The 22,944-nt window shown below is 67.4% G+C and carries 23 protein-coding genes and 1 tRNA gene; 10 read left to right on the forward strand and 14 right to left on the reverse strand.

The window, feature by feature from the left end; translation table 11 throughout:
- Positions 1 to 242: 242 nt before the first annotated feature.
- A complete protein-coding gene (locus tag VEB62_RS15620) occupies positions 243 to 1,460 on the forward strand; it encodes an RtcB family protein (protein WP_324801792.1) in 1,218 nt (405 codons plus the stop codon).
- A 307-nt stretch (positions 1,461 to 1,767) separates the two neighbouring features.
- On the opposite strand, the gene VEB62_RS15625 is transcribed toward VEB62_RS15620, so the two are convergent.
- From VEB62_RS15625 to VEB62_RS15640, 4 genes are all read right to left on the reverse strand, one after another.
- On the reverse strand, positions 1,768 to 3,717 hold the full coding sequence (locus VEB62_RS15625; RefSeq protein ID WP_324801793.1) for a TonB-dependent receptor domain-containing protein: 1,950 nt from the start codon (positions 3,715 to 3,717) through the stop codon (positions 1,768 to 1,770).
- 104 nt (positions 3,718 to 3,821) lie between these two features.
- Positions 3,822 to 5,195 carry a DUF3526 domain-containing protein gene (locus VEB62_RS15630; RefSeq protein WP_324801795.1) on the reverse strand — a complete coding sequence of 458 codons (1,374 nt, stop codon included), beginning with the start codon at positions 5,193 to 5,195 and terminating at the stop codon, positions 3,822 to 3,824.
- A complete protein-coding gene (locus VEB62_RS15635; RefSeq protein WP_324801798.1) occupies positions 5,192 to 6,622 on the reverse strand; it encodes an ABC transporter permease in 1,431 nt (476 codons plus the stop codon). The genes VEB62_RS15630 and VEB62_RS15635 overlap by 4 nt, the downstream gene beginning before the upstream one ends.
- A 2-nt stretch (positions 6,623 to 6,624) precedes the next feature.
- Positions 6,625 to 7,374 carry an ABC transporter ATP-binding protein gene (locus tag VEB62_RS15640; protein WP_414642066.1) on the reverse strand — a complete coding sequence of 250 codons (750 nt, stop codon included), beginning with the start codon at positions 7,372 to 7,374 and terminating at the stop codon, positions 6,625 to 6,627.
- 130 nt (positions 7,375 to 7,504) lie between these two features.
- Between VEB62_RS15640 and VEB62_RS15645 the strand changes: the two genes are divergently transcribed.
- On the forward strand, positions 7,505 to 9,652 hold the full coding sequence (locus VEB62_RS15645) for a TonB-dependent siderophore receptor (RefSeq protein WP_324801804.1): 2,148 nt from the start codon (positions 7,505 to 7,507) through the stop codon (positions 9,650 to 9,652).
- 315 nt (positions 9,653 to 9,967) lie between these two features.
- Here VEB62_RS15645 and VEB62_RS15650 read toward each other — a convergent pair whose 3' ends face one another.
- The 5 genes from VEB62_RS15650 to VEB62_RS15670 all read right to left on the reverse strand — a co-directional run bounded on the left by VEB62_RS15650 (position 9,968) and on the right by VEB62_RS15670 (position 14,683).
- Positions 9,968 to 10,306 carry a hypothetical protein gene (locus VEB62_RS15650; RefSeq protein ID WP_324801806.1) on the reverse strand — a complete coding sequence of 113 codons (339 nt, stop codon included), beginning with the start codon at positions 10,304 to 10,306 and terminating at the stop codon, positions 9,968 to 9,970.
- A gap of 1,245 nt (positions 10,307 to 11,551) precedes the next feature.
- Positions 11,552 to 12,382, reverse strand: a complete 831-nt coding sequence (gene terL, locus VEB62_RS15655; protein ID WP_324801807.1) for a phage terminase large subunit — start codon at positions 12,380 to 12,382, stop codon at positions 11,552 to 11,554.
- Positions 12,383 to 12,413: 31 nt separating this feature from the next.
- Positions 12,414 to 12,986 carry a hypothetical protein gene (locus VEB62_RS15660; RefSeq protein ID WP_324801809.1) on the reverse strand — a complete coding sequence of 191 codons (573 nt, stop codon included), beginning with the start codon at positions 12,984 to 12,986 and terminating at the stop codon, positions 12,414 to 12,416.
- Positions 12,979 to 13,386 carry a DUF5681 domain-containing protein gene (locus tag VEB62_RS15665; protein WP_324801812.1) on the reverse strand — a complete coding sequence of 136 codons (408 nt, stop codon included), beginning with the start codon at positions 13,384 to 13,386 and terminating at the stop codon, positions 12,979 to 12,981. The genes VEB62_RS15660 and VEB62_RS15665 overlap by 8 nt, the downstream gene beginning before the upstream one ends.
- On the reverse strand, positions 13,379 to 14,683 hold the full coding sequence (locus tag VEB62_RS15670) for a site-specific DNA-methyltransferase (protein ID WP_324801815.1): 1,305 nt from the start codon (positions 14,681 to 14,683) through the stop codon (positions 13,379 to 13,381). The genes VEB62_RS15665 and VEB62_RS15670 overlap by 8 nt, the downstream gene beginning before the upstream one ends.
- A 282-nt stretch (positions 14,684 to 14,965) precedes the next feature.
- Between VEB62_RS15670 and VEB62_RS15675 the strand changes: the two genes are divergently transcribed.
- From VEB62_RS15675 to VEB62_RS15695, 5 genes are read left to right on the forward strand one after another with little or no spacing between them, the layout of a single operon-like run.
- On the forward strand, positions 14,966 to 15,337 hold the full coding sequence (locus VEB62_RS15675; RefSeq protein WP_324801817.1) for a DUF3489 domain-containing protein: 372 nt from the start codon (positions 14,966 to 14,968) through the stop codon (positions 15,335 to 15,337).
- A complete protein-coding gene (locus VEB62_RS15680; protein WP_324801820.1) occupies positions 15,334 to 15,747 on the forward strand; it encodes a DUF2924 domain-containing protein in 414 nt (137 codons plus the stop codon). The genes VEB62_RS15675 and VEB62_RS15680 overlap by 4 nt, the downstream gene beginning before the upstream one ends.
- Entirely contained in the window at positions 15,747 to 15,950 is a 204-nt protein-coding gene (locus tag VEB62_RS15685) for a recombinase family protein (protein ID WP_324801823.1), read from the forward strand. The genes VEB62_RS15680 and VEB62_RS15685 overlap by 1 nt, the downstream gene beginning before the upstream one ends.
- Entirely contained in the window at positions 15,932 to 16,276 is a 345-nt protein-coding gene (locus tag VEB62_RS15690; protein WP_324801826.1) for a recombinase family protein, read from the forward strand. Before VEB62_RS15685 ends, VEB62_RS15690 begins: the two co-directional genes overlap by 19 nt.
- On the forward strand, positions 16,228 to 17,346 hold the full coding sequence (locus tag VEB62_RS15695; RefSeq protein WP_324801829.1) for a recombinase family protein: 1,119 nt from the start codon (positions 16,228 to 16,230) through the stop codon (positions 17,344 to 17,346). Before VEB62_RS15690 ends, VEB62_RS15695 begins: the two co-directional genes overlap by 49 nt.
- Positions 17,347 to 17,710: 364 nt before the next feature.
- Here VEB62_RS15695 and VEB62_RS15700 read toward each other — a convergent pair.
- Positions 17,711 to 17,800 (reverse strand) — tRNA-Ser (locus VEB62_RS15700).
- A 144-nt stretch (positions 17,801 to 17,944) separates the two neighbouring features.
- Between VEB62_RS15700 and msrA the strand changes: the two genes are divergently transcribed.
- From msrA to VEB62_RS15715, 3 genes are read left to right on the forward strand one after another with little or no spacing between them, the layout of a single operon-like run.
- Positions 17,945 to 18,595 (forward strand): peptide-methionine (S)-S-oxide reductase MsrA, encoded by a 651-nt coding sequence (gene msrA / locus VEB62_RS15705; protein ID WP_324801832.1) that lies wholly within the window; start codon positions 17,945 to 17,947, stop codon positions 18,593 to 18,595.
- A 2-nt stretch (positions 18,596 to 18,597) separates the two neighbouring features.
- Positions 18,598 to 18,948, forward strand: a complete 351-nt coding sequence (locus VEB62_RS15710) for an MmcQ/YjbR family DNA-binding protein (RefSeq protein WP_324801836.1) — start codon at positions 18,598 to 18,600, stop codon at positions 18,946 to 18,948.
- 31 nt (positions 18,949 to 18,979) lie between these two features.
- The gene (locus VEB62_RS15715) at positions 18,980 to 19,480 is read left to right on the forward strand and encodes a hypothetical protein (protein WP_324801838.1); all 501 of its coding nucleotides are present in this window, start codon (positions 18,980 to 18,982) and stop codon (positions 19,478 to 19,480) included.
- 9 nt (positions 19,481 to 19,489) lie between these two features.
- On the opposite strand, the gene VEB62_RS15720 is transcribed toward VEB62_RS15715, so the two are convergent.
- The 4 genes from VEB62_RS15720 to VEB62_RS15735 are packed head-to-tail and all read right to left on the reverse strand — an operon-like array spanning position 19,490 to position 22,813.
- The gene (locus VEB62_RS15720) at positions 19,490 to 21,298 is read right to left on the reverse strand and encodes a DUF885 domain-containing protein (RefSeq protein ID WP_324801841.1); all 1,809 of its coding nucleotides are present in this window, start codon (positions 21,296 to 21,298) and stop codon (positions 19,490 to 19,492) included.
- Positions 21,299 to 21,346: 48 nt separating this feature from the next.
- Positions 21,347 to 21,862: a hypothetical protein gene (locus tag VEB62_RS15725; RefSeq protein ID WP_324801844.1), complete on the reverse strand. Its 516-nt coding sequence runs from the start codon at positions 21,860 to 21,862 to the stop codon at positions 21,347 to 21,349.
- A gap of 17 nt (positions 21,863 to 21,879) precedes the next feature.
- A complete protein-coding gene (locus tag VEB62_RS15730) occupies positions 21,880 to 22,308 on the reverse strand; it encodes a hypothetical protein (RefSeq protein ID WP_324801847.1) in 429 nt (142 codons plus the stop codon).
- Positions 22,309 to 22,345: 37 nt separating this feature from the next.
- Entirely contained in the window at positions 22,346 to 22,813 is a 468-nt protein-coding gene (locus VEB62_RS15735; RefSeq protein WP_324801850.1) for a hypothetical protein, read from the reverse strand.
- Positions 22,814 to 22,944 lie beyond the last annotated feature (131 nt).

A 22,944-nucleotide genomic window follows, 5' to 3' on the forward strand; every position in this document is an offset into this window, starting at 1 on the left:
GCCTGCCTCCGAAGCGAGACAATCATGTTCACCTATTGCGCCAAAGCGAGCCTGCCCATGCAGCTCGACCGCCAGCCGGTCGAGGGTAATGGCGCGCGCGCGGAGGACGTTTAGGAGAGCACCCGGTCACATTGACTTCGGTTTTCCAGAAACCCCTCCCGCTTCCGGCCGGAGGGGTTTCTTGTATCTGCAAGACGCCTGACGGTCGGTCCCGGAGGATCAGACAGAAGGAGACGTCAGCCATGTCTGGCCATGACGTGATCGAAAGCCCGGGGGCGCCCATCAAGGCGTGGACCCGGGGGGTGCCCATCGAGGATGCGGCGCTGAAGCAGCTGAGGAACGTGGCGTCGCTGCCGTTCATCCACTCCCACGTCGCGGTCATGCCCGACGTGCACTGGGGCAGGGGCGCGACGGTGGGTTCGGTGATCCCGACCGTGGGGGCCATCATCCCGGCCGCCGTGGGCGTGGACATCGGCTGCGGCATGATGGCGGTGAGGACCTCGATCCGCGCTGAGCATCTGCCGGACGACCTGTCGGGCATTCGCTCCGCCATCGAAGCGGCCGTTCCGCACGGCCGCACCGACAACGGCGGGCGGAACGACAAGGGCGCCTGGGCGTCCGAGCCGCCGGCTTCGGCCGCTTCCCGGTGGGAGGCGCTGAAGGCGGGCTATGACGCCGTGGTGGAAAGGCACCCCAAGGCGGCGCACCCGCGTGGCTACGGCCACCTGGGTACGCTGGGCACGGGCAACCACTTCATCGAGCTTTGCCTCGACGAGGCGGGCGACGTGTGGGTCATGCTGCACTCGGGTTCGCGCGGTGTAGGGAACCGTTTCGGGACCTATTTCATCGAGCGGGCCAAGGACGAGTCGCGGCGCTGGTTCCTGAACCTGCCGGATCAGGACCTGGCCTACTTCCCCGAGGGGTCGGAGGGCTTCAACGACTACGTCAAGGCGGTGTCCTGGGCGCAGAAGTACGCTCGCGCCAACCGCGAGGTGATGATGGACAGCGTCCTGAACGTGCTGCGCGGGTTCTGGCCGGATCTGGAGACGACGCAGGAGGCGGTGAATTGCCACCACAACTACGTCTCGAAGGAGCGTCATTTCGGCAAGGATGTGTTCCTGACGCGAAAGGGGGCGGTGTCGGCCAAGCTGGACGAACTGGGGATCATTCCCGGCTCGATGGGGGCGAAGTCCTTCATCGTGCGGGGAAAGGGCAACCGGGACTCGTTCTGCACCTGCTCGCACGGCGCCGGTCGGGCCATGAGCCGGACCGAGGCCAAGCGGCGCTTCACGGTGGAGGACCACGTCCGCGCTACCGAAGGCGTCGAGTGCCGCAAGGACGCCGAGGTGATCGATGAAACGCCGATGGCCTACAACGACATCGACGCGGTCATCGCGGCCCAGTCCGACCTGATCGAGGTGGTTCACACCCTGCGTCAGGTGGTGTGCGTGAAGGGATGACGGGAGCCGGTTCGCGCAAGCGGACCGGCTTTCGTCGTTAGCGACGTCGGCTTTAGGGTGAGAACTGAACTTCCGCTCCTGGCGCAAAGCGGACTGGCCAGCGAGTCGGCCGGCATTCGAATCGCTGCATCCAAAAAGGTGTGCGAACTGGACGGCGAATCTGGAGTAGGCGCCAAGACAGGTACCGCCTTGCTCCACTGCCGTAAAAACCAAGACTATTCAGCCCTCTATAGAGGGTCGATGGCGGTACTGTGAGTCCAGCGAAAACTCGTCTCTACTGTTCCGGCGAAAGTCTTTTCCGGGTACCTCAGAAATCGACCGCCAAGCTTAACAAGGCCCGACGGCCGTCGCTAAGCCCAAAGCTGCGACTTCCGAAGACAGTGAAATAATACTCGTCGGTGACGTTCGCGATCTGGCCGCGCAGGGTCGCGCGCCGCCCTTCGATCTGGAAACGATAACGGGCGCCGAGATCGATCACGGTGTAACCGGGCGCCTCCAACTGGCCGTTGCGCGAGGCGGTGCGCTCGCTGACGTGCACCACGGCGCTATCGACCGACCATCCGGGCGCGAACGGTAGACGGTAGTCGAGGTTGAGGCGAACGGTCAGATCGGCTTGGCCGACCGGCCGAGCGCCGATGCGTCCCTGCTCGACGGCCTCGCCGGTGACCGTCGGGTCCAGCAGAATGGCGCCGGCCACCACTGTGAGCGCTTCGGTCGGGTGCCCGGTCAGGCTCAATTCAACGCCGCGGTGCTGAACGTCGCCGAGGATGGTGAAGACGTTGGCGTCGTTGGTGATGAAATACGGCTTCTGCACCTGGAAGCCGCCGGCGACCAACCGCCAGCGCTCGTTGATGCGCCAGCGCACACCGGCGTCGACCTGACGGGTTCGGATTGCAGGCAGGGCCTCATTGCGGTTCGCGGCGTTGTCGGGGGCTATGCCGCTCTCTTCCAGCCCCTCGACATAGCCCGCGTACAACGCGACCGCCGGAGAGAGGTGGATGGCGGCCGCGGCGTAGCCGAGCCATGGAGCGTCGGCGCTGGAGGTCGCAGGCAGACCGGGCTGGAACACCGTCTTCTCATAGTCGACCTTCTGCACGCCGAGGCTGAGTTCGCCGACCGAACGCCAGCGGCCCTCGTAGGCGAGGCCGCTGGTCACCTGACGCACGGTGTCGCGGGTTCGCTCTCCAAAGGCCCAGGACGCCGGCCGGTCCACCGGAACCCGTTCGCCGAGCTGTCGCTCGCCCAGGTCCATCGCAGGCGCGGAGCCGCCGTACAGGGCCTCGACGTCGCGCGCGCGAACGGTGGCGTGCAGCACATGCAGGCGCGGACCCTCTACGAAGCTGCGGCTCAACCGCAGTTCCCCGCTCGTCGAGGCAGCGCGGCGCTCGGGGTCGGCGATCAGGCGCTCGCGCGTGCGGCCATCCGGGGTCGTGCCGACGAACAGATCAGCGAAGCTGTTCCCCGAGGTGAACGCGGAGCTGAATACGCCGCCGGTCAAAGACCAATTGTCGCCAAGTCGGACCTTGCCGATCAGGCCGTAGTTCTCGCTCAAAGTGTCCCGGGTCGTCCAGTCCTGGCCGAAGTAGCGGCGACGGGCGACTTCCGGCGGCAGGAAGTCGCCCGCTGTGACGATGGTCGGGGCGGTCTCCTCGTCCCGACCTTGGGTGATCGCGGCGAAGGCCATGACCTCGACGCCGTCGCGCGGCCGCCATCGGGCCACGAGGGCCGCGCGCAGATATCTGGCGTCGGCGCCGTCGTAGTATTCTTCATGGCCGTAGGAGACGCCGGCGGCCAGACCCAGTCGCTCGCCGAGGATTGGAGTCTTGAGGTCCAGTTCCATAAAGGGGGCGGCATAGGCGTTCAGGCCGGCGACCAGGCTGGTCACCCGGTCCTCCCCCGCCTTCTGCAGGCGATAGTCGACGATGCCGGTCGGCGCCGGGAAGGGATAGCTCTGGGCGCTGAGGCCGACGCGGATGGCCGAGCCCTCAGTGAAGCGCGAGGAGAGAAACCCTTGGCGGTCAAAATAGACGCCTTCGATGCGGATGTTGCCGGCCTGGGTCGGCGAGAAGCCTCGCACAGAACCGGGGCTGTAGAGGCCGACTGACTCATTGCCTACGCTGGACCCGAAGGCGTCCTCGGCGGCGGTGAGGGCGTTGTCATCGGCCCGTTGCGCCAGGACGGGGGTGGCGACCGCGACGGGGAGGGTCGCGGCCGCCGTGACCAGCACGCGCAGGAGGAGGTTCGCCGCGCCGGCCATCTCAGAAGGCCCCCGTGAAGCTGATGTCGAAGCTGCGCGGCGTCGCCGGACTCGCGCGGCGAACCGGCTCCATTGATCCGACCTGCCACCCAAGCGAGGTTTCATCACAGTTCGCGGTCAACGTTGCGTGGACCGCTCGACACGAGGACTCCCGCGCCGATCGCCACAAGCATCAGAAGCGTCAGCGCGATAAGCGGAGAAGCCGGCAGGGATTCGGTCCCCGGCCGCGGCTGCCACGTCGGCAGGGCTGCGAAGTCGGGGCGGTCGAAGGGTCGCTCCTCGAACAGGTACGGATAGTAGAAATCCTTCAGCCGGTCGTGGAAGGCGACGATGTTGTCCTGCCAGGCCAGATGCGCCGCCAGGTCGGTATCGGCGATCCGGTGGGTCAGCGTCTGAACCGCCGCCGCCGGCGACACCCAGCTCAGAGCCGACGTCGCGGCTTGCCGGTTGGCCAGGGCGTCGCGGTATTCGACCAACTGCGGGGCGACGGCGTCGTCGCCCATCTCATGCATGGCATAGTACCATTTCCAGTGGAACCGCCCCGTCACCGGCGGGGTGTCGCGCCACTCGGGCCGTTTGACGAAGAAGGGGCGGAAGATGTCGTCCTTGGGAACATCCCAGGCGTGATGGACCGCCTCGCGCTGAGCGAGCGTGAGATCGACGCCGCGGGCGACCGGAATGGCGCGGGCGATGGCGGCGTTGGCCGCGGCGGGGATCAGCAGGGTCAGCACGATCCAGCACCCGACCAGGGCCGTGGCGACGCCGGCCGATGTCTTGCCGCCGGCGGCGACCAGCAGGCTGAGCCCGAACCAGAAGGCCAGATAGAGGGCGGCGATCAGGCCGAGGGCCGCGATCCCGGCCGGCGCGGCGCCCGCCACCACGCCGCCGACGGCCAGCGGCAGCAGCAGCGCCAGAAGGCCGAGGCCATAACGCAGGCCCGCGCGCCTGAGCCAGAGCCCCCCGGGCCGCGACGGCAGGGACGCCAGCAGCCGCAGCCGTCCCGCCTCCCGCTCGCCCGTCACCAGATCATGCATCAGGGCGATCACGATCAGCGGGGCCAGATAGATCAGCACGAAGGCGAAATCGAACGGCCCGGGCAGGGCCAGTTCCGGATTGATGACCTCCGACTCGTAAAGCTGCGCCTGAAGGCCGAGCAGCCGGACCCGCAGCACATAGGGTTGGATGTCGCGCTGGCCCAACGCCGCGAAGGCGAGGTCCGAGGGCCGGTCCGACGTCAGGTGGAAGGTGTAATAGGCCGCGCGGCCCGCCTCGCCGTCGGGCTTGCCGTATTCGGCGGCGACGGCGGCGAGGTCCTGCCGGTGAGCGATGGCGACCCGATCAATGGTGGCGTTCTGGCGGGCCACCGCGGAAAGGCCGGCCAGCACGGCCAGGCTGGCCAAAATCAGCAAGAGGACCAGGGCGGCGACGCTGAAGCGTGACCGGGCCAGCAGGCGAAGATCGGCGACGAAGGTTTTCATCGGGCGATCCTCCCCAGGCGACGAGACGCGGCGACGCACAGTCCCGCCAGAACGGCCAGCCAGAGGGCCAGGACTCCGATGCTCGGCGCCAGCCGTTCGGCGCCCAGGGTCAGGGTGTCGGGCGCGACATAGATGAAGCTGGGCAGGGTCTTCCAGTTGTCGGCGGCGATGCGGGGATCCTCGCCCGCGTTCACATTGGGAATCTGCCGCACCTGCATCAGGTTCAGCGCCTGGACGAAGGTATAGCGGAACCGTTCGACCTGGCTGAGGAAGTCCTGATGGCTTTCGACATCGGTCCCCGCCAGGGTCATCGACGCCTGGCGCAGCGAAATGACGGGGCTGATCGCTCCGAACAGCCGCACCAGATCGTTCTGGCGCCGCTCGCGGGCGAAGGCCTCCGAGGCATGGCGGTCGAACAGGCCCGAGGTCAGGCGCTCGCCCTCCATGCCCACCAGCCCGGCCCATTGCACCGGCAGTTCATCCGTCGTGGCCACGCCGTATTGCGCGAGCGTCCGGGCCTTGAAGGCGGCGAAATGGGGATCGTCGGGATTGTGGCTGTCGCCGATGGATTTCAGCTCGCGGGCGATGGCTATGTCGGTCTCGATCCGCGTCGGGATGTCGATCCGGGCGGCGGCGATCTCGGGCAGGGTGCGGGGCAGAAGCACGACCGTCACCATCCACACCGAGACCAGTACGGTGAGGGCGTCGCGTCCTCTGGCCGTCACGGAAGACGCCAGCACCGAACCCACGGCCCATATCGCCAGGTAGAGACCATAGGCCAGGGCCAGCAGCAGGCTGGCCATGGGCGGGGCCCAGCCCATGGCGACGGCGCCCATCAGGGCCAGGGCGGCCGGCAGGCCGATCACGCCCGCCACCGCCAGATGCGCCAGGGCCTTGCCGGCGACCAGTTCACCGGGTCGCAGACCTTGCGCCAGAAGGATCCGCAGCGTCCCGCGCTCGCGCTCGCGCGCCACCGAGCCGAAGGCCAGGAAGACAATCAGCAGCGGCGCCAGCGTCTGGAGCACGAAGGCCGGGGTCAGCTGACCGAACCGGAGCAGCAGCGAGGACTGTCGGGCCTCGGCGAAATTGGCGCTGTTCTGCCGGTGGCCTTCCAGAAACACCGTGTTGCCGGTGTAGCTGTCGACTCCCGGGTCGAAGAAAGCCAGGGCCGTGAGGGGCCGAAAGACATACTGGCCATAGTGGACCATCCGGTGCGGATGCCGGTCCGGCTGTGCGTCGAACGCCTGGTCAGAGGCGGCCTGATAGCCGGCCCGCGCCGTCTCGACGGCGTTCCGCTGTTCGATGCTGAGCAGGGTTGCGGTGACGATCAGGGCAGCCAGGATGAAGCCGGCGATCAGGGCGATCCGGCTGCGCGACAGGGCCGTCAGTTCCTCGCGCGCGACGCGGCCGGTCAGCGATATCCGCATGGTCAGGCGGCCTCGCCGGCGACGACGCCGACATGGACATAGCGCTGATGCAGGGCGCGGACGTCAAAGCGATCGGCGCCGCTCGCCGCCTGTTCCTGCTCGATGCGGCCGTTGGACAGAAAGCCGATCCGGTCGGCGATCTCGGCGGCGCTGAGCAGGTCGTGAGTCACCATCAGCGTGGCGACGCCCCGCTCGCGCGTCGTCTGGAGCAACTGGTTGAACTCGGCGGTGGCGCGAGGGTCGAGGCCGCTGGTCGGTTCATCCAGCAACAGCACCGGCGCCTTGCGCGCGATGGCGAGTGCGATCGCCACCTTCTGGCGCATCCCCTTGGAGAAGCCGCCGACGCGCCGGTCCCAGGCGGCGCGGGCCAGGCCCACGGCGTCCAGCGCGCCCTCGACGGTCCCGCGCGACAGGTCGGCGGCCCCGGCGATCGTCAGCAGATAGTCGATGTTTTCGCGCGCGGTCAGGTGTTCGTAGAAGGCGACGCTCTCGGGCACGTAGGCGAGCTGGGCCCGCGCCGCCCTGGGGTCCGCCGCCACGTCGTGACCTCCGACCCGCGCGAAACCGGAGGTCGGCGTCAGCAATCCCAGGAACAGGCCCAGCGTGGTCGACTTGCCCGCACCATTGCCACCCAGCAGGGCGTAGATTTCGCCCGGAGCCACCGCGAACGACAGATCGTCCAGCACGCGCGCGGAGCCGTAGCTGTGGGTCAGGGACACCGCCTCAAGGGCGGCCTTGGTCAAGTCCGTCACAAATCCATTCCCGTGCTGCTTCGCGCCTGAGCCGACTTGCCATGCAAGTGGCAACGCTTCTATGTACGTTATAACATAACGTCGCAACGGGCCAATCCGTCGCGCGCGGTTTTTGCTCGGGATTATCGACGTGGCCTCACATCAGCTTACTGCCGCCCTTCTCGCCGGCTGCGCCCTCTGGCTTCTCGCGGGCCAGGCCAACGCCCAGGCGGGCCCCGACACGGAGCCGGGGACGGACCTCGACGAGGTCGTCGTGACGGGGCAGCGACAGGCGTACCGCGGCGATTTTTCGCTGCGGGATACGCCCCAGTCCATAACGGTGCTGGACGCGGAAATCCTTCAGGACGCCGGCGTGACCCGATTGGCCGATGCGCTCGATCTGTCAGCGTCCATCGCCCGACAGAACAATTTCGGCGGCCTGTGGGACAGCTTCGCCGTGCGGGGCTTCGTCGGCGATGAAAACCTGCCCAGCAGCTATCTCGTGAACGGGTTCAACGCCGGACGGGGCTTTGGCGGTCCGCGCGACATATCCGGCGTTGACCGGGTCGAAATCCTCAAAGGACCGCGCGCGGCCCTGTTCGGACGAGGGGAACCCGGCGGCACGATCAATCTCGTGACCAAGCGCCCGACCTTTGAGACGGCCGGCGAGGTTCGGCTGAAGGTCGGCAGCTTCGAAACCTGGCGGGCGGACGCCGACTGGACGGGGCCGCTGAACGACGCGGTCGCGGTCCGCCTCGTCGGCTTCTACGAGGACGCGGGAAGCTTTCGCGATACCGTGGAGACGCTGAAATACGGTTTCAGCCCGTCGATCACCTGGCGGATCAGTCCGGCCACCGAAGTCAGCTACGAGATCGAGTATCGTCGCCAGGAGCTGCCCCTGGACCGCGGGGTGCTGGCTCTGAACGGTCGGCTCGGCGTCATTCCGACAAGTCGCTTCCTCGGGGAGCCCGGCGAGAAGCCCAATGTGCTGGACGTGGCCGGTCACCAGCTGGAGCTGCATCACGATCTCAATGACGCCTGGAGCGTCCTGGCCGGGATCAACTATCGCGAGACCTCGCTCGAGGGGTTCTCGACCGACGCGGAATTGGCCGTCAGTCGTCAGCCTCTTTTCGTGGACGGACGGTCGCTGGCGCGCGAGCGGCGGTTTCGCGACTACGACGCCGCCTATCAGGTGTTGCGCGCGGAGCTGAGCGGCAGCTTCCTTGCGGGCGGTCTCCGCCATCGGGTTCTGCTGGGAATCGATCGGGACGAGTTCGAGAACGATCAGATCATCCTGCGATACCGGCCGCCCGTGCTGTCGTCGAACCCGACCGCGCAGCAGTCGAACCTGATCGACATCTTCAACCCCTTGTACGGTCGCTTTCCCCTGCCGACGCCTTCATCCCTGGCCAGCCGCGTGGAGACGCAGGGAGCGACCGGGGTCTATTTCCAGGATCAGGTGGCGCTCAACGACAGGTTGGAAATTCGGGTCGGAGCCCGCTACGACCGCTACGACCAGGCGTTCGACAACCGAACGACCTCGACCCTTACGACGCAGGACGAGGAACGTCTGAGCCCGCAGGTCGGGGTGGTCTTCGACGCGGCCCGCAACGTCACCATCTACGCGGCCTATGGCGAGAATTTCCGTCCCCTGTCAGGCAGCGATTTCGCCGGACGCGCCTTCGAGCCCAATGTGTCCCGCTCGCTCGAAGCCGGGGTCAAGTTCACCCTTGCCGAGGAACGGCTGAACGGCACGGTCAGCGTCTTCTCCCTGAGCCAGGACAACATCCTGACGGCGGATCCGCTGAATGCAGGCTTCTCCATCGCCGCCGGGGAGGCCGAAAGCCAGGGCCTCGAACTCGATCTCCAGGGCGAGGTCGCGGAGGGTGTCAATGTCTGGCTGTCCTACGCCTGGGTCGACGCGGCGATGAAGAACGACGTGCTGGACCGGAGCTTCGGGCTGGCGATCCGCGCGGGAGACCGGCTGATCAATGTTCCCGAGCACACCGCCAGCCTCATGGCGTCGAAGGACTTCCTGCTGCACGGCCGCACCGCCAGGGCCGGGATCGGCGTGCTCTTCGTGGGCGAGCGCCTGGGCGAGGTGGCGACGACTTTCGAACTGCCGGGCTACACCACCGTACGGCTCTTCGGCAGCTATGCCGTAACCGACCGGGTCGACCTCGCCTTCGAGGTCAACAACCTGGCCGACGAGGCCTACTACACCAACTCCTATTCGGCGCTGTGGGTCGCGCCGGGGGCGCCGAGGAACGCCTCGGTCACGCTTCGATATAGATACTAGGCAGCGGCACAGGATCAGGTTTGCGCCCGCTGGCGCATACGCTGGTCCGTTGCCGGAGCGAATACAGGCGGCCGCGTCCCGCTCACCAACGATCGAGGGGTCAGGAGGTCCATTTCTCATGCTGCTGAGGCAAAGACTTTGGCCGCCGTCGTTTACGGCTCGAAGGGAAGGCTGTCCGCACAAAGCTGGTCAAATCCGGCAAGGCCGACGAGCGGATGGCCCCTCTGGGCCTCTCAGTGCCGACTGTCGACGCCTGTCGAATCCGTATCGACATTTATGCGAAGTGCCGAGGGGCGGGTAGCGCGCCGCACTCTTTCAGTGGCCCCAGTCGAGAGAGACACTGATAGCCTGATGATGGCCGCTACGAAGGCGCGAGCGTCCGCCTTCGGCAGACAGTTTGCATAACCCCACCGAGGGCTCACCTGGTCTCGTGAAATCCGCCGCCAGGACAAAACGAGTGGCGCCCTCCAGTCCGGGCGGCCAGATCAGGGTCGTGAGCGACACTTTGGCGGTCGACCAGATCCGGCTGAGGATTTTGGCCGCTTCAACCATGACATAGTCTTGGCTCGATAGCCGCCGACTGACCGCGATGTCGATGTCCAGCTCGATCATTTTGAAGAAGCTAAGGGCTTCAACCGGATCGATTATCTTCACGTCATCATAGATTGAGAACTCAGCTCGGACGTGGCGACCCGGACGAAAATTTCATCGGAACAGGCCGAACAGGGTCAAACCAAAGGGTGTACGGCTGTGGACCGGCAGAGACGACGCCGTGAAACCGCCGGTGAAAGGCCCGATTCAGCAGAGTTGTGGGGCACCATCTCACGGATGTGGGACGTATTGATGGAATTTTCGGGGGCTTGGAGCGCTCGCTAGCGTTGAGAGCCAGCTCGAGGAAGTGCGTGGCGGTGCGGTCAGTCCCACGCCAATTTGTCTCAGGCCATCGGGCCGCAGAAGGTTGGTTCGTGGAATCCCGCTTATGCGCATTTCGCGAACGGGAGGGGAACGCTGACAGGGCAGGTGAGGGACCGCTTCGCGCCAAGAGCGGACCTTGGCAGCAAGCGGCGAAGCAGACATTTGGGGTCCGTTGGTCCTGCCGCCGCCGCACCGCTAAGCTGTGAGGTCAATAGATCCTGGGCGACCGAAGAGGTCTGAAATCATCGCCTCTTTGCGGCGCAGTTTTTTAGAAATCTTGCACGCAACGTCGAGCAGTTTTTCCATCCAAATGGCGCAAAGGCCAGTCGAAAGTTGAACGGAAGTTCGATTTCTTGGCCGGTTCCGCAGCTTGGCGAGACCCGACAAAAGCGAACGGCGCCGCCCAGGCGATGTCGGTGCCAGCGATTGCGCGGGGGTAGTTTCAACCGCACTGGGCCGGCAGCGTGGAGCGTGGGAGCAAAACCTGGAGGGCTATTTCGGCCGAGGCCCATCCCGTCGGGCTTCCCGGCCCTGTAGGGTCGTGCGCCCCCCGCGACCCACCGCCCAGTTTAGGAACTGGCTGATGCTGTCGACCTAGTCGTCGTTTCTGCCGTCGGGGAAGCTGAGGAGTTCATGGCGGAGGGCGTCGAGCCACGGCGCTTCCCGGGGAAGTTTGGCGCTCAACCTGGGTCAAGAACCGATCCTGCTTGGATCCGTCGGGCCGGATCAAGATCGGAGCACATCCGGGCGTGCAAAGCATCGCTTCACGCAGGCCCGCATATCGTGTTGAAGATCCGAGAAGAGCCCATGCCCGGCGTGATAATCGACTGTTCGCTGGCCGACTAGGCTTCGGACGCCTTTGACGCCTTGCGCGACGGACGTTTTGGTTTTGACGGTGCCTCGGGCGACGGTGCTGTCGGTGTGGCACGCCCCACATCGACCTGATGCAACCCGTCGGGGAGGCGGGCGACGATCTGTCAGCGGTCAGTCGTCCAGTGTGATTATCTCCGGAGCCGCTAGGCCGGTCGGGCGCAGGAAGGCCCCTTTCCAGTTCAGCAGCTGCGACAGCGCATCGACCTGATCGTCATGACGGCCGCTCGGGAAGGCCAGCACCTCGCGCTGGAACTCCGCCAGCCAAGGCGCCTCGGCCGGCAGCAACAGTTCTCCCGCCTCGATCCGCTGGCTCGCTCCTGACATCCGGGTGACCTTGTCGCCCAGCGCCTTGGGCGCGAGCGGCATGGGCACGCCGTATGGCTGGTCGCGGTGCAACTGCTGGATCAACTGGGTGCCGCTGGCGGCGTCCTCGATCAGGATGGCGGTGGCGCCGTATCGCCGGGCGAGGGCGATCGCCTGACGATGCAGGTCCGGGAATATGAGCCGGTTCCGATAAACATCCAGAACGTAGACCTGCCGCTTGCGGAGGAGGGCGGTGATGCAGACCGACCAGTCGCTGAGCACGCCGTCCTTGGAGGCGCAGTCCCAGCTCTGGACGATGCGGTCGCCTGGCTGGGGCTCGGGCGGGCCGTCGTAGGTTTTGAGCCAGGACCGGTCGATCATCAGACCCGAAGGCGGCACCGGGGCCTGCTGGTACTGGGCCGAGAAGGCGGCCGAGCCCATGGTGCGTCTCAGATCCTCCAGCACGGTCCGCGGCTCGCGTGCGGCATGAAGCGGCTCGCCCGCCGCCCGGTCGTAGGTTCGCCCACCGCCCAGCGGGACATCCTCGTCGATCTCGGCGAGAGCCGGCAGGTTGAGATGATCCCAGCCGCCGGCTTCCAGCAGATGTCCGGCGAGATCGGCCTCGTGCAGGCGCTGCATGACCAGAACGATGGCTCCCTCCGTCTTGGAGTTAAGACGCGAGGAGAGGGTGGAGCCGAACCAGCCATTGACCATATTGCGGACCGCATCGGATGCGGCGTCCTCGGGCTTGATCGGGTCGTCGATGATGATGACGTCGCCCCCCGCGGCCGGTCATGGTGCCGCCGACCGAGGTCGAGAACCGCCCGCCGCGGGCGGTGGTCGTGAAGTCATGTTCGGCGCTGCGCTGGCGCGAGAGCACGGTGTGGGGGAAGGCTCGCCGGTAGAAGGGCATACTCATGATGGCGCGGCAGTCCCGGGCGTGCTTCAGCGCCAGATCCGCGGAATAGCTGACGCAGACGAAGCGCAGCTTGGGATCATGGCCAAGCCGCCAGGCGACCCAAGCCACCGAGATGGCGATCGACTTCAGGGAGCGCGGCGGGACGGTCACGATCAGTCGATTGATCTCGCCGCTCTGGATGCGCTTCAGCCGCCAGCCGATCGCCTCCAGATGCCAGTTGTCCTCGAACACGTCGCCCGGTGAGACCGCCAGGAAGCAGCGATGCAGGAAGGCGGGAAAGCTCGCTCTCAGCAGGGCATCATAGGCTGCTTGTCGGTCAGCCATTGGAAGGTCTCGGGTCGAAGCGCGCCAGCCGGGAGGCGATCACAGCCTCATCGTCCTCTTCCAGCTTTCCGTTCCTGTCTCCGGCGGTGTCCTCGCCGAAGCCATGTGTCTCGCGGAGCAGATCGAACAGTTTGCCCAAGGCCGGCACGTCACCCTTGATCGCCTTGGCGGCGAGCGCCTTCAACGCCAAGCGCTGCTTGCTGATTTCGCGCCTTGAGCCGTTCTCGGTCACCTGCACCATCTGCGACAGCTCATCGGCGAGATCGCTCTTCAGGCTGCGGGCGCCCCTGGGGCGGCCCGAAGGGTTGCCGGACTGGCCGGCCTTGAAGCGGCTGTGGCGAGGCGGCCGGCCGTAGCCGACCGACTCTTCGTCGGGCGCTCCGTCGTCTACGTCAGCCATCGGTCCGGGCCTCGACAATCGCCCCGAACGACCGTCCGTCGCTTTCCAGAACGGCCACCTCGCCCCAGGCCGCCGCCCAGCGCCGGCAGATGACGTCGCAGTAGAGGGTGTCCAGCTCGAGCCGGTGGGCGCGGCGGCCGGTCCGGTGCGCCGCGATCAGCGTGGTGCCGGAGCCACCGAAGGCGTCGAGCACGATCTCGCCGCGATGGCTGACGTCGCGGATGGCGTCGGCCACAAGGGCGACTGGCTTCACCGTGGGGTGCGAGGCGAGAGCCTCCTCGCGCCCGGGTGTGAAGCTGTTCACGCCCGGATAGCTCCAGACGTTGGTTCGGTAGCGACCGTGCTCTCCGAGACCGAAGGTGTTCACGTGCGGGGCCCGACCTTTCTTGAACACGCCGATCAACTCGTGCTGGGACCGGTAGAAAGCCCCCATCCCGCCGTTATCCTTGGTCCAGACGATCAGGTTCTTCATTTCGTCGTAGGCGACTGCGCCGGCGGCGAGCAGCTCTGGAAGGTGGCGCCAATCCATACAGATGTAGGCGATGGCCCCGTCCATGCTGGCTCCGGCCATGCCCGACAGGGTCTCGGTCAGGAAGGTGGTGAACTGGGCCGACGACATCTCGCCGCTGGCCATGATGAAAGGCCGGCGGGCGATGCGGCCCTTGCCGCCGGCGTGACCGTCGATGGCGACGTTGTAGGGCGGGTCGGCGAACACCATCCGCGCCAACTCGCCGGCCATCAGCGTCTCGTAGGCCCGCGTGTCCCGAGCGTCGCCGCAGTGCAGGCGGTGGGGGCCCATGATCCAGACATCGCTTGGCCGTGTGACCGCCGGGCCTGTCGCTTCGGGGATCTGGTCCTGCGGATCGTCCGCGGCGTCCGCGCCTGACCCCAGGAGCCGCTCGAGTTCGGCGCCTTCGAACCCGGTGATCTCCAGTTCGAAGTCCAGATCCAGGGCTTCGAGGCCCTGCAGCTCCAGCGCCAGCAGATCCGCGTCCCAGCCCGCCAGCTCGGCCAGTCGGTTGTCGGCCAGCAGATAGGCCCGGCGCTCCGCCGGGTTGAGATGATCGAGCCGGATGGTGGGGACCTCAGTCATGGCCAAGGAGCGCGCCGCCTCGATGCGGCCGTGGCCGGCGATGACCACATCGTCCTCGCCCAAGAGGACGGGAGACACGAAACCGAAGCGCCGGATCGAGGCGGCGATCTGGGCGAGCTGCTTCCGACTATGGGTGCGAGCGTTGCCGGCGTAGGGCGTGAGCGCCTCGATCGGACGGTACTCGACTTTCAGGTCGAGACTCACTGCCGGGCTTTGGACGGAAACTGCGGGCGACATTCAACCTCCTTCGACAACCGTTATGGTCTCGTAGAGGTCGACACGGGCGTGGAGGGCCCGGTGGCGTAGCCGACGAACAGATAGAATCACGCATTTCTTTTGATTCGGCTAGTCTTCTCACGGGAAATTTCCGGCTGGCTTGCGCTGGACTTCACGGCCGCCGCAAGCGTTGGTCACGTCCACGCCCGCACCCGCGGGCTCGTCCCGGTAGCGGCGCGGTGATCGCGTCGCCTCAACCGAGGACAGACCATGACTGACCCCAAGATCAGGCCCGCCGGCCGCGCCAAGGCCGCTCCCAAGCCCGCATCGGAAGCCCCGCGTCAGAAGCGGGCCGCTCGCCGCCAGACCGCAGCGGCTCCGCCTGCCGAGGGCGCACCCACGCCGGCTGCGAGCTCGCCGGCCCCGAAGGGCCCCGCCGGCAAGCTGGGCGTTGTTGTCGCTCTGTTGCGGCGGCCGGAAGGCGCCACCCTCGTCCAGATGGGCGAGGCCACCGGCTGGCAGCCGCACTCGGTGCGCGGGGCGCTGGCCGGCGCTCTGAAGCGCAAGCACAAGCTCACCATCGTCGGCGAACCCAGGGAGAGCGGTCGGGTGTACCGTATCGCTGCGGAGCAGCCGGCGTGATCGATCGCGAAGCCGTCAATGCGGAGGTTCGGGCGCTGGAGCGCCTGGACCTCGACGGGCTGCGGCGGGTCTGGCGCGAACGCTATGGCCCGGCGCCGAAGCTGCGCTCGCCCGAGCTGCTCGGACTAATGCTGGCGTGGCGGATCCAGGCTGAAGCTTTCGGAGGGCTGGATGCCGCGACCCGCCGCAAGCTGAAGACCGACACTTCGGCCGACCGCAACTGTCTCGACCTCGTGCCGGGCACCGTCCTGACCCGCGAGTGGAAGGGCGTTCCGGAAAAGGTGCGCCGGACCGAGGCCGGCTACGAGTGGCGGGGGCGGGTCTACAGGAGCCTGACCGCCGTCGCCCGCGCGATCAGCGGCAGGTCGCGCAGCGGGCCTCTGTTCTTCGGACTAAAGGAGGCGGCGTGATGTCGAGGCCGAAGCTGAGATGCGCGATCTACACCCGCAAAAGTTCCGAAGAGGGTCTGGAGCAGGACTTCAACTCACTCCATGCTCAGCGGGAGGCCTGCGAGGCCTATGTGAAGAGCCAGGCCGGGGAGGGGTGGTCGGCGCTGGTGACTGCCTACGATGACGGCGGCGTCTCGGCGGGACGATGGAGCGCGACGGGCTGAAGGCGCTGCTCGCCGACATCGCCGGCGGCAAGATCGATGTGGTGGTGGTCTACAAGGTCGACCGTCTGACCCGGGCGCTGAACGACTTCGCCCGAATCGTGGAGATCTTCGACCGGCACGGTGTCTCGTTCGTCTCGGTCACCCAAGCGTTCAACACCACCACCTCCATGGGCCGGCTGACCTTAAACGTCTTGCTGTCCTTCGCCCAATTCGAGCGGGAGGTCACGAGCGAGCGCATCGCGACAAGATTGCCGCCTCCAAGAAGAAGGGCCTGTGGATGGGGGGATGTCCGCCGCTGGGCTATGACCCGGATGGCAGGAAGCTGAAGCTCAACGAGACCGAGGCCGAACTGGTCCGGCACATCTTTCAGCGGTTCCTCAGGCTGAAGTCGGTGCCAGCGTTGGCGAAGGAACTGAAGGCGGAAGGCAAGGTTTCCAAGCGTTGGACGGCGACCACGGGCAATGTCTTTGGCGGGATGCCCTTCGACAGCGGGGCCCTCTATCACCTGCTCAAGAACCCGACCTACCTCGGGATGGTGCCGCACAAGGACAAGTCCTACCCCAGCACCCACACCCCGATCATCGATCAGGCGACCTTCGATGAGACCCAGGCGCAGCTTGCCACCCGGGCCATCCGCAAGCAGACCCGGCTTAAGGGCGAGGCCGAGCCTGCGTCGGTTCTGCTCTCGCTGAAGGGGCGGCTGTTCGACTGCGATGGCGTCGCCATGACCCCCAGTCACTCCTATGGCCGCAAGGGCAGGGCGCATCGCTACTACATCTCCAGCAGCATCAACCGCGGCAAGGCCCCGCGCCGGTCGGACGGCATCTACCGGCTGCCGGCCCTGCCGGCCGAACGCTGGGTGATCGAGACCCTGCATCGGCTTACACCGGATCACGATCCGCTGGAGGTGCTCGCCCGCATGGAGGTGCACGAGGGGTCGGTGCAGCTAGCCCTGAAGGTCAGCGCTCTCTCGGAAGACGAGCGGACGCTGCCGCTGGCGGTAGACCGCATTGGTCGGCAGTTGCAGGATGGAGAGCGCATTCACGAGAAGCAGGATGCGGTTTGGGTGCACATTCCCCGACGCCTCAAGTTCCGAGGCGGCCGCGCTTGGCTGAGCGGCGAGGCGCCGAAGCGCAACCGGATGAGCCAGCCGCTGATCAAGGCGGTGAAGTGGGCTCACGAACTTCTCGACGCACATGCCGATACCAATCACGTGCTGCAGCAGGCGCCGCCGACGGTTCACGAGCGGGGTCTCATCCGGCTTGCCTGGCTGGCCCCCGATCTGCAGATGGCGATGCTTGAGGGACGGCAGAAGCCGGGGCTCTGCCTGGAGGAGCTGCGCTTCGCACGCATCCCGCTTTGCTGGGATGATCAGCGGCGGATGCTCGCGGGCTGAACGCGACAGGCGTTCGCTGTTCGGCGGACTCGTCTCCCTGATAAGGCCGAAGATTTTCCCTGCTAGCGACAGGGCAAGTCATGAGCCGGCGGGGTCGAAAGGCCCCTTGGCCAAGCATTTGGGCGGCCGAGCGGTCGAACGAGCGGCCTCGAAAACGCGGACAATTCCCTGTTAATTTCCCTGTTAGCAGGGAAACTCCACCGGATCTTTGGACGACAGAGACGGCCGCCCCGAGTTCGTCCGGTTTGCGGCCGTCCAACGCCCGTCAAGTCTGGCGATCGCACCAGTTTGCACCCCGCACGAGTCGAGTTTGCGGGGTAAGCGGCGATGCCAAATTGCTATGGAGAAACAGCGACGTAGACGGTGGCGGACAGAGAGGGATTCGAACCCTCGGTAGGCTTTCACCTACACACGCTTTCCAAGCGTGCGCGATCGACCACTCCGCCACCTGTCCGTTCCACGACGTCGCCCAAGGGCCTTCGTGCGCCGCCGGATCGGTCTCTCCGGCGGAGGCAGGCTGATAGAACAAGCCGCCCCCCTCGGCAAGCGCCTGCGAACATCCCATATAGGCGGCGACCGTTCGACCGGAGGCCCCGCCATGCAGTCCAGAAAAACCCACGAGATGCCGACCCGCGACACCGCCCTGCCGGGCCGCCCGGACCCGCTGCGCACCGACGAGGTCCACTACGTCACCGGACGCCCCCTGAAAGGGCCCCATCCCGAGGGCTTCCAGACCGCCATCTTCGGCATGGGCTGTTTCTGGGGGGTGGAGCGGGTGTTCTGGCAGTTGCCGGGCGTCTGGGTCACCGCCGTCGGCTATTCCGGAGGCATCACCCCCAACCCGACCTATGAGGAGACCTGCACCGGCCTGACCGGCCACGCCGAGGTGGTGCAGGTGGTCTTCAATCCGCACCAGATCCGCTACGCGGACCTGCTCAAGGCGTTCTGGGAGAACCACGACCCGACCCAGGGCATGCGCCAGGGCAATGACGTCGGCACCACCTATCGCTCGGCCATCTATTACCTCGACGACTCCCAGAAGGCGGAGGCGGAGGCCTCCCGCGACGCCTACCAGGCGGCGCTGACGAAGGCCGGGCGGGGCGACATCACCACCGAGATCGCGCCGGCGGGGCCGTTCTACTTCGCCGAGGACTACCACCAGGGCTATCTGGCCAAGAACCCCGGCGGCTATTGCGGCATCGGCGGCACGGGCGTGACCTGCCCGATCGGCGTCGGCGTAGAGGCGTAGCCATGGATCGGGCGGGGGTCGGCAAGGTCTGCCTGGCGCTGCCGGCGGCGACGCTGGACCATCCCTTCGGCGAACATCACGACGCCTACCGCGTCGGCGGCAAGATGTTCGTCATGGTCGGCGAGACGGGCGGCATTTCGTTCAAGGTCTCCGACATCGCCTATGAGGTGCTGACCGAAACCGGCCACGCCCGCCCCGCGCCCTATATGGCGCGCAACAAATGGGTCAACCTGCCGCGCATCGACGACTGGCCCGACGACGAACTGGCCGAACACCTGGCCATCGCCCATTCGATCGTGGCGGCGAAGCTGTCGAGGAAACAGCGGATGGCGCTTGGACTTGCGCCCGACTGACGGCATGCTCCCGGCGAATCAGGAGACGCCCATGTTGGTGACATCCGCCCTGGCGGCGCTGGCGATGACCGCGGTCCAGGAACCGCCGCAGGACCCTGAACAGCTGCAGCGCCTGCTCGCCTGCCGTGCGATGCCCGAGGCGACCGCCCGTCTGGCCTGTTTCGACGCCGCCGCCGGAGCTCTCGAGACCGCCCACCGGGACGGCTCCATCGTGATGATCGACCGGGCCGGGATGGATCGCGCCCGGCGCGAGACCTTCGGCCTGGACCTGGCCGCGCTCCCGCGGCTGTTCGGCAGCCGCGCCGGGCCCGAGCTGGCCGACGTCGAGACCACCCTGGTCGAGGCCAGCCGCAACCCGCGCGACATATGGACCTTCCGCCTCGCCGACGGCAGCACCTGGATACAGATCGACAGCGGCTCGGTGCAGTTCCGCAACCGGCCCGGGCAGCCCGTGCACATCCGCCGCGCGGCGATGGGCAGCTTCATGATGACCGTAGGCAACAGCCGCTCGATCCGCGTCCGGCGCCAGTAGGCCGGGCGCCTAGTCCGCGGGCCGCGCCTTCTCCTCCGCGATCCAGCGGTCCATCCGCTGGTCCAGCAGCCCCATGGGCAGCGGCCCGTCGACCAGCAGGGCGTCGTGGAAGCGACGCACATTGAACCGGTCGCCCAGCTCGCGCTCCGCCCGCGCGCGGATGTCCCGCAGCCGGATCTCGCCGATCTTGTACGCCGTCGCCTGGCCCGGCCAGCCGATGTAGCGCTGCAGCTCGGTCTCGATGTTGTGCGGGGCGAGGGCGGAGTTGTCGCGGAAACAGGCGCGGGCCTGTTCGATCTCCCAGCCCAGCCAGTGGATGCCGGTGTCGGCGACCAGCCGGCAGGCGCGCCACATCTCGTAGCTGAGCCGCCCGAACCGCTCGTAGGGCGTGCGGTAGAAGCCCATCTCCTCGCCGAGGAACTCCGAATACAGCCCCCATCCCTCGACGAAGGCGGTGACGTCGACGCCGCGGCGGAAATAGGGGCCTTCCTCGGCCTCCTGTTGCAGGGCGATCTGCAGGTGGTGGCCGGGCACGGCCTCGTGCAGGGTCAGGGCCGGCAGTTCGTACAGCGGGCGCTGGTCCAGCCGCGAGGTGTTGACCATGTAGCCGCCGGCGACGCCGTTCTCCATCGAGCCCTGGAAATAGCGGCCCGTGGTGTAGTTGGCCTCGATCTCGGCCGGCACCGGACGGACGCCGTAGGGCGTGCGCGGCAGGGTTCCGAACAGGGCCGGCAGGCCGTCGTCGGCCCGCTTGGCCATTTCCGACGCCTTCTCCAGCAGGTCCTCGCGCGTCGTCGCGTAGAACTGCGGATCGCTGCGCAGGAAGGCGAGGAATGAGGCGAAGTCGCCGGTCCAGCCGGCCGCCTGCATCTCCGTGGTCATCCGGGCGCGGATGCGGGCGACCTCCTCCAGGCCGATCTGGTGGATCTGGTCGGGGGTCAGGTCGGTGGTGGTGAAGCCGCGCGTCAGGAAGGCGTAGAGCTCGCGGCCGCCGGGCCGGTGCACCAGGCCGAGGCTCTCCGGCGCCCGGGGCAGGTAGTCCTCGCGCAGGAACCGGGCCCAGTCGCGGCGCGCGGGCATGATCCCGTTAGCCACGGCCCGGACCGCGCGGGCGCGCAGCGCCGCCTGCTCCCCGGCCGGGAGGGCGGCGGGCAGGTCGGCGAAGGGCTTGAGCAGCGGATCGGCTTCCGGCGTCAGCGCCGCCTCCGGCTCGACCAGGCTGAGGGCGCTTTCGACCACCGAGCGGGGCTGCACCTGTCCGCTCTCCAGGCCGCGCCGGGCGCTGGCCAGCTGGTCCTGGTAGAACTGGGGCATCGCCTCCAGCCGGGCGATCCACGCCTCGGCGTCCTCGCGCGTGGCGATGCGGGTCACGCTGGCCACATAGGCCATCGACTGGCCCGGGCCGCCCTCCGAATTGAAGGCGTCGATACGGCCGGTGTCGAGCGGGATGCGGTCCCGGGAGCGCTGGATGACCCAGCCCAGGAAGGCGTGGTTCAGCCGGTCGTCGTCGCTGAGCGTGGCCGGGTCGATGGCGGCCAGCCGGTCGGCGAAGCCCTTCAGCACCGGCTCCTGGGCCAGTTCGAAGGCGCGCGACGCGTCCGCCAGGCGCGACAGGGCGGCGCGGTCTCCCTCCATGCCGGCCGTGATCGGGTCGCTGGCCCGAAGGTAGGCTTCATAGTCGGCGAGAACGGCCGCGAGCGCCGGATCGTCGGCGTTGCGCGCCGCCGCCGGGGGCGCCGGCGTCTGCGGGCCGGCCAGCGCGGGCGCGGCGACCGAGACAAGCAGGGCGGCGGCCCCGATGGCGATCATGGTCTTCATGGCGTCCCTCCGGCTGGCGCGGGACTGCACCGGAGGCGAAGCCGCCCGTCAACCGCAGAAGGCGAAGAAGCTTTCGATATTCGGCCGGGACGCGGGATGCGGCGCATAGGCCTCGCGTTCGCCGTCGCGCCATCGGGCGATCCAGCCGATCCGGCGGAAGCGCTGGAATACGGGCTCGGTCGTTGTGGCGTCGGCGGTGAGCAGGACGCCGTCATCGAGTTGGGACGGCTCGGATCTGGCGGGGAACCGCCCGGTGTCGCCTCCGGATTCAACGACGATTTCCGGCTTCGCGCCCTTCCCGGCGAGGGTGAGAACCTCAAGCCGACCCGAGGCCCGGCGGCAGTCGAAACCCAGTCTCAGGTCGTCGCTCTCGGCCGCCCCGTAGACCAGCCGTCCCGTCTCCTCGTCGGCGTAGTAGAACCAGTCATGGCCCTCGACCGGAAGCGGCGCGCCGCTGGTGACCGGCGGCGGCGTCGGCTCCGTCGCCGCCGGAGGTTCGACCGTGGCGCAGGCGGCGGCGCTCACGGCCAGGCCTGACAGGACGAGAAGGGCGCGCATGCGCATCGAAGGGCTCCGGGCGATCAGCCCGAGCACAGTTCGGTGAAGCGGCGCAGTTTGGCAAGGTGGGGGCGCGGAACCTCGACGGCCCGACGCTGTTCGCCGACCGCGATCGACAGGCGGCCGTCGGCGGCGAAGGCGGCGAAGACCGGGTGTTCGGTGCGCAGCGCCAGCTTCAGCCCGCTCCGTTCGGACGTGGACTCCGTGACGGCGGAGGCGTCCCCGGCCGTCACCCGGGCCATGCCCGGCTCGACCGTGGTTCCGTACAGGGTGACGCGGGCGACGCCCGAACCGGGATCGCACTCGAGCGTGAAACGCAGGTTGGGCGTGTCGGGAACCTCGTTCGCCAGCGCCACGCGGGCGTCGTCGTCATACAGGGTCCAGGTCCAGGCCGACTCCGGCGGCGTGGTTTGCATCGCCACAAGGGCGAGGCCGACGAGATTGGCGATCATGGTTCAGCCCCCGCTGATGGTCCGCCACAGGATGTGATCAAACCGCTTCGGTTCCGCAATAGGCGAAAAACTCCCGGATCAGACGACGATCGTCGCCCCGGGCGGTCAATTCGAAGTGACCGGCGTCGCCCTCGACCTCGAGCGTTCCACGCCGGGCGAAAACCTGCAGGGCGGGATCACGCAGCGAGATTCGCGTCTCGTCCGCCAGGCCGCCGCTGAGCGGATCGATGGCCGTGTCGGACATGGCGGCCTTGATCAGGCGCGGAGTGGCGGGCTGGACATCGCCATAGACGGCCGCCTGCGCGCCACCCGGCTCGCACGTCATCATCAGCGCCAGTTGGTCGGAATTGGCGAGGCCATAGGCCAGCTTGGCCACCGGGCCCTCATGGCTCAGGTGCCAGCTCATCGGCGTCGGGTCCGCCCTGTCGGCGCTCGTCGCCTGCGAATGGGCGGCGGCCGCGATCAGACCGAGGGCGGCGACGGCGGGAATGGCGAACTTCAACATGGAAACGGTACTCGCGTCTGGCTGGCAAACGCTGATTTCCATTAACGGTTCACGGCCCCGCTTCGACGAAAACGAATCCCTGCCGGGTCCGGCGAAAAGGACACAGTCCGGAGAGGCCGGTTCGATGAGGG

Origin of the sequence: Brevundimonas sp. (genome assembly GCF_035626975.1) — a bacterium.
Taxonomy (GTDB): Bacteria; Pseudomonadota; Alphaproteobacteria; order Caulobacterales; family Caulobacteraceae; genus Brevundimonas.

What these genes read in the sequence shown, in the direction of transcription:
- VEB62_RS15620 (WP_324801792.1), top strand. Translation starts at nt 243, where the DNA reads ATGTCTGGCCATGACGTGATCGAAAGCCCGGGGGCGCCCATCAAGGCG.
- VEB62_RS15625 (WP_324801793.1), bottom strand. Translation starts at nt 3,717, where the DNA reads ATGGCCGGCGCGGCGAACCTCCTCCTGCGCGTGCTGGTCACGGCGGCC.
- VEB62_RS15630 (WP_324801795.1), bottom strand. Translation starts at nt 5,195, where the DNA reads ATGAAAACCTTCGTCGCCGATCTTCGCCTGCTGGCCCGGTCACGCTTC.
- VEB62_RS15635 (WP_324801798.1), bottom strand. Translation starts at nt 6,622, where the DNA reads ATGCGGATATCGCTGACCGGCCGCGTCGCGCGCGAGGAACTGACGGCC.
- terL (WP_324801807.1), bottom strand. Translation starts at nt 12,382, where the DNA reads ATGCAGCGCCTGCACGAGGCCGATCTCGCCGGACATCTGCTGGAAGCC.
- VEB62_RS15660 (WP_324801809.1), bottom strand. Translation starts at nt 12,986, where the DNA reads ATGGCTGACCGACAAGCAGCCTATGATGCCCTGCTGAGAGCGAGCTTT.
- VEB62_RS15665 (WP_324801812.1), bottom strand. Translation starts at nt 13,386, where the DNA reads ATGGCTGACGTAGACGACGGAGCGCCCGACGAAGAGTCGGTCGGCTAC.
- VEB62_RS15675 (WP_324801817.1), top strand. Translation starts at nt 14,966, where the DNA reads ATGACTGACCCCAAGATCAGGCCCGCCGGCCGCGCCAAGGCCGCTCCC.
- VEB62_RS15685 (WP_324801823.1), top strand. Translation starts at nt 15,747, where the DNA reads ATGTCGAGGCCGAAGCTGAGATGCGCGATCTACACCCGCAAAAGTTCC.
- VEB62_RS15690 (WP_324801826.1), top strand. Translation starts at nt 15,932, where the DNA reads ATGGAGCGCGACGGGCTGAAGGCGCTGCTCGCCGACATCGCCGGCGGC.
- VEB62_RS15695 (WP_324801829.1), top strand. Translation starts at nt 16,228, where the DNA reads ATGGGGGGATGTCCGCCGCTGGGCTATGACCCGGATGGCAGGAAGCTG.
- msrA (WP_324801832.1), top strand. Translation starts at nt 17,945, where the DNA reads ATGCAGTCCAGAAAAACCCACGAGATGCCGACCCGCGACACCGCCCTG.
- VEB62_RS15710 (WP_324801836.1), top strand. Translation starts at nt 18,598, where the DNA reads ATGGATCGGGCGGGGGTCGGCAAGGTCTGCCTGGCGCTGCCGGCGGCG.
- VEB62_RS15715 (WP_324801838.1), top strand. Translation starts at nt 18,980, where the DNA reads ATGTTGGTGACATCCGCCCTGGCGGCGCTGGCGATGACCGCGGTCCAG.
- VEB62_RS15720 (WP_324801841.1), bottom strand. Translation starts at nt 21,298, where the DNA reads ATGAAGACCATGATCGCCATCGGGGCCGCCGCCCTGCTTGTCTCGGTC.
- VEB62_RS15725 (WP_324801844.1), bottom strand. Translation starts at nt 21,862, where the DNA reads ATGCGCATGCGCGCCCTTCTCGTCCTGTCAGGCCTGGCCGTGAGCGCC.
- VEB62_RS15730 (WP_324801847.1), bottom strand. Translation starts at nt 22,308, where the DNA reads ATGATCGCCAATCTCGTCGGCCTCGCCCTTGTGGCGATGCAAACCACG.
- VEB62_RS15735 (WP_324801850.1), bottom strand. Translation starts at nt 22,813, where the DNA reads ATGTTGAAGTTCGCCATTCCCGCCGTCGCCGCCCTCGGTCTGATCGCG.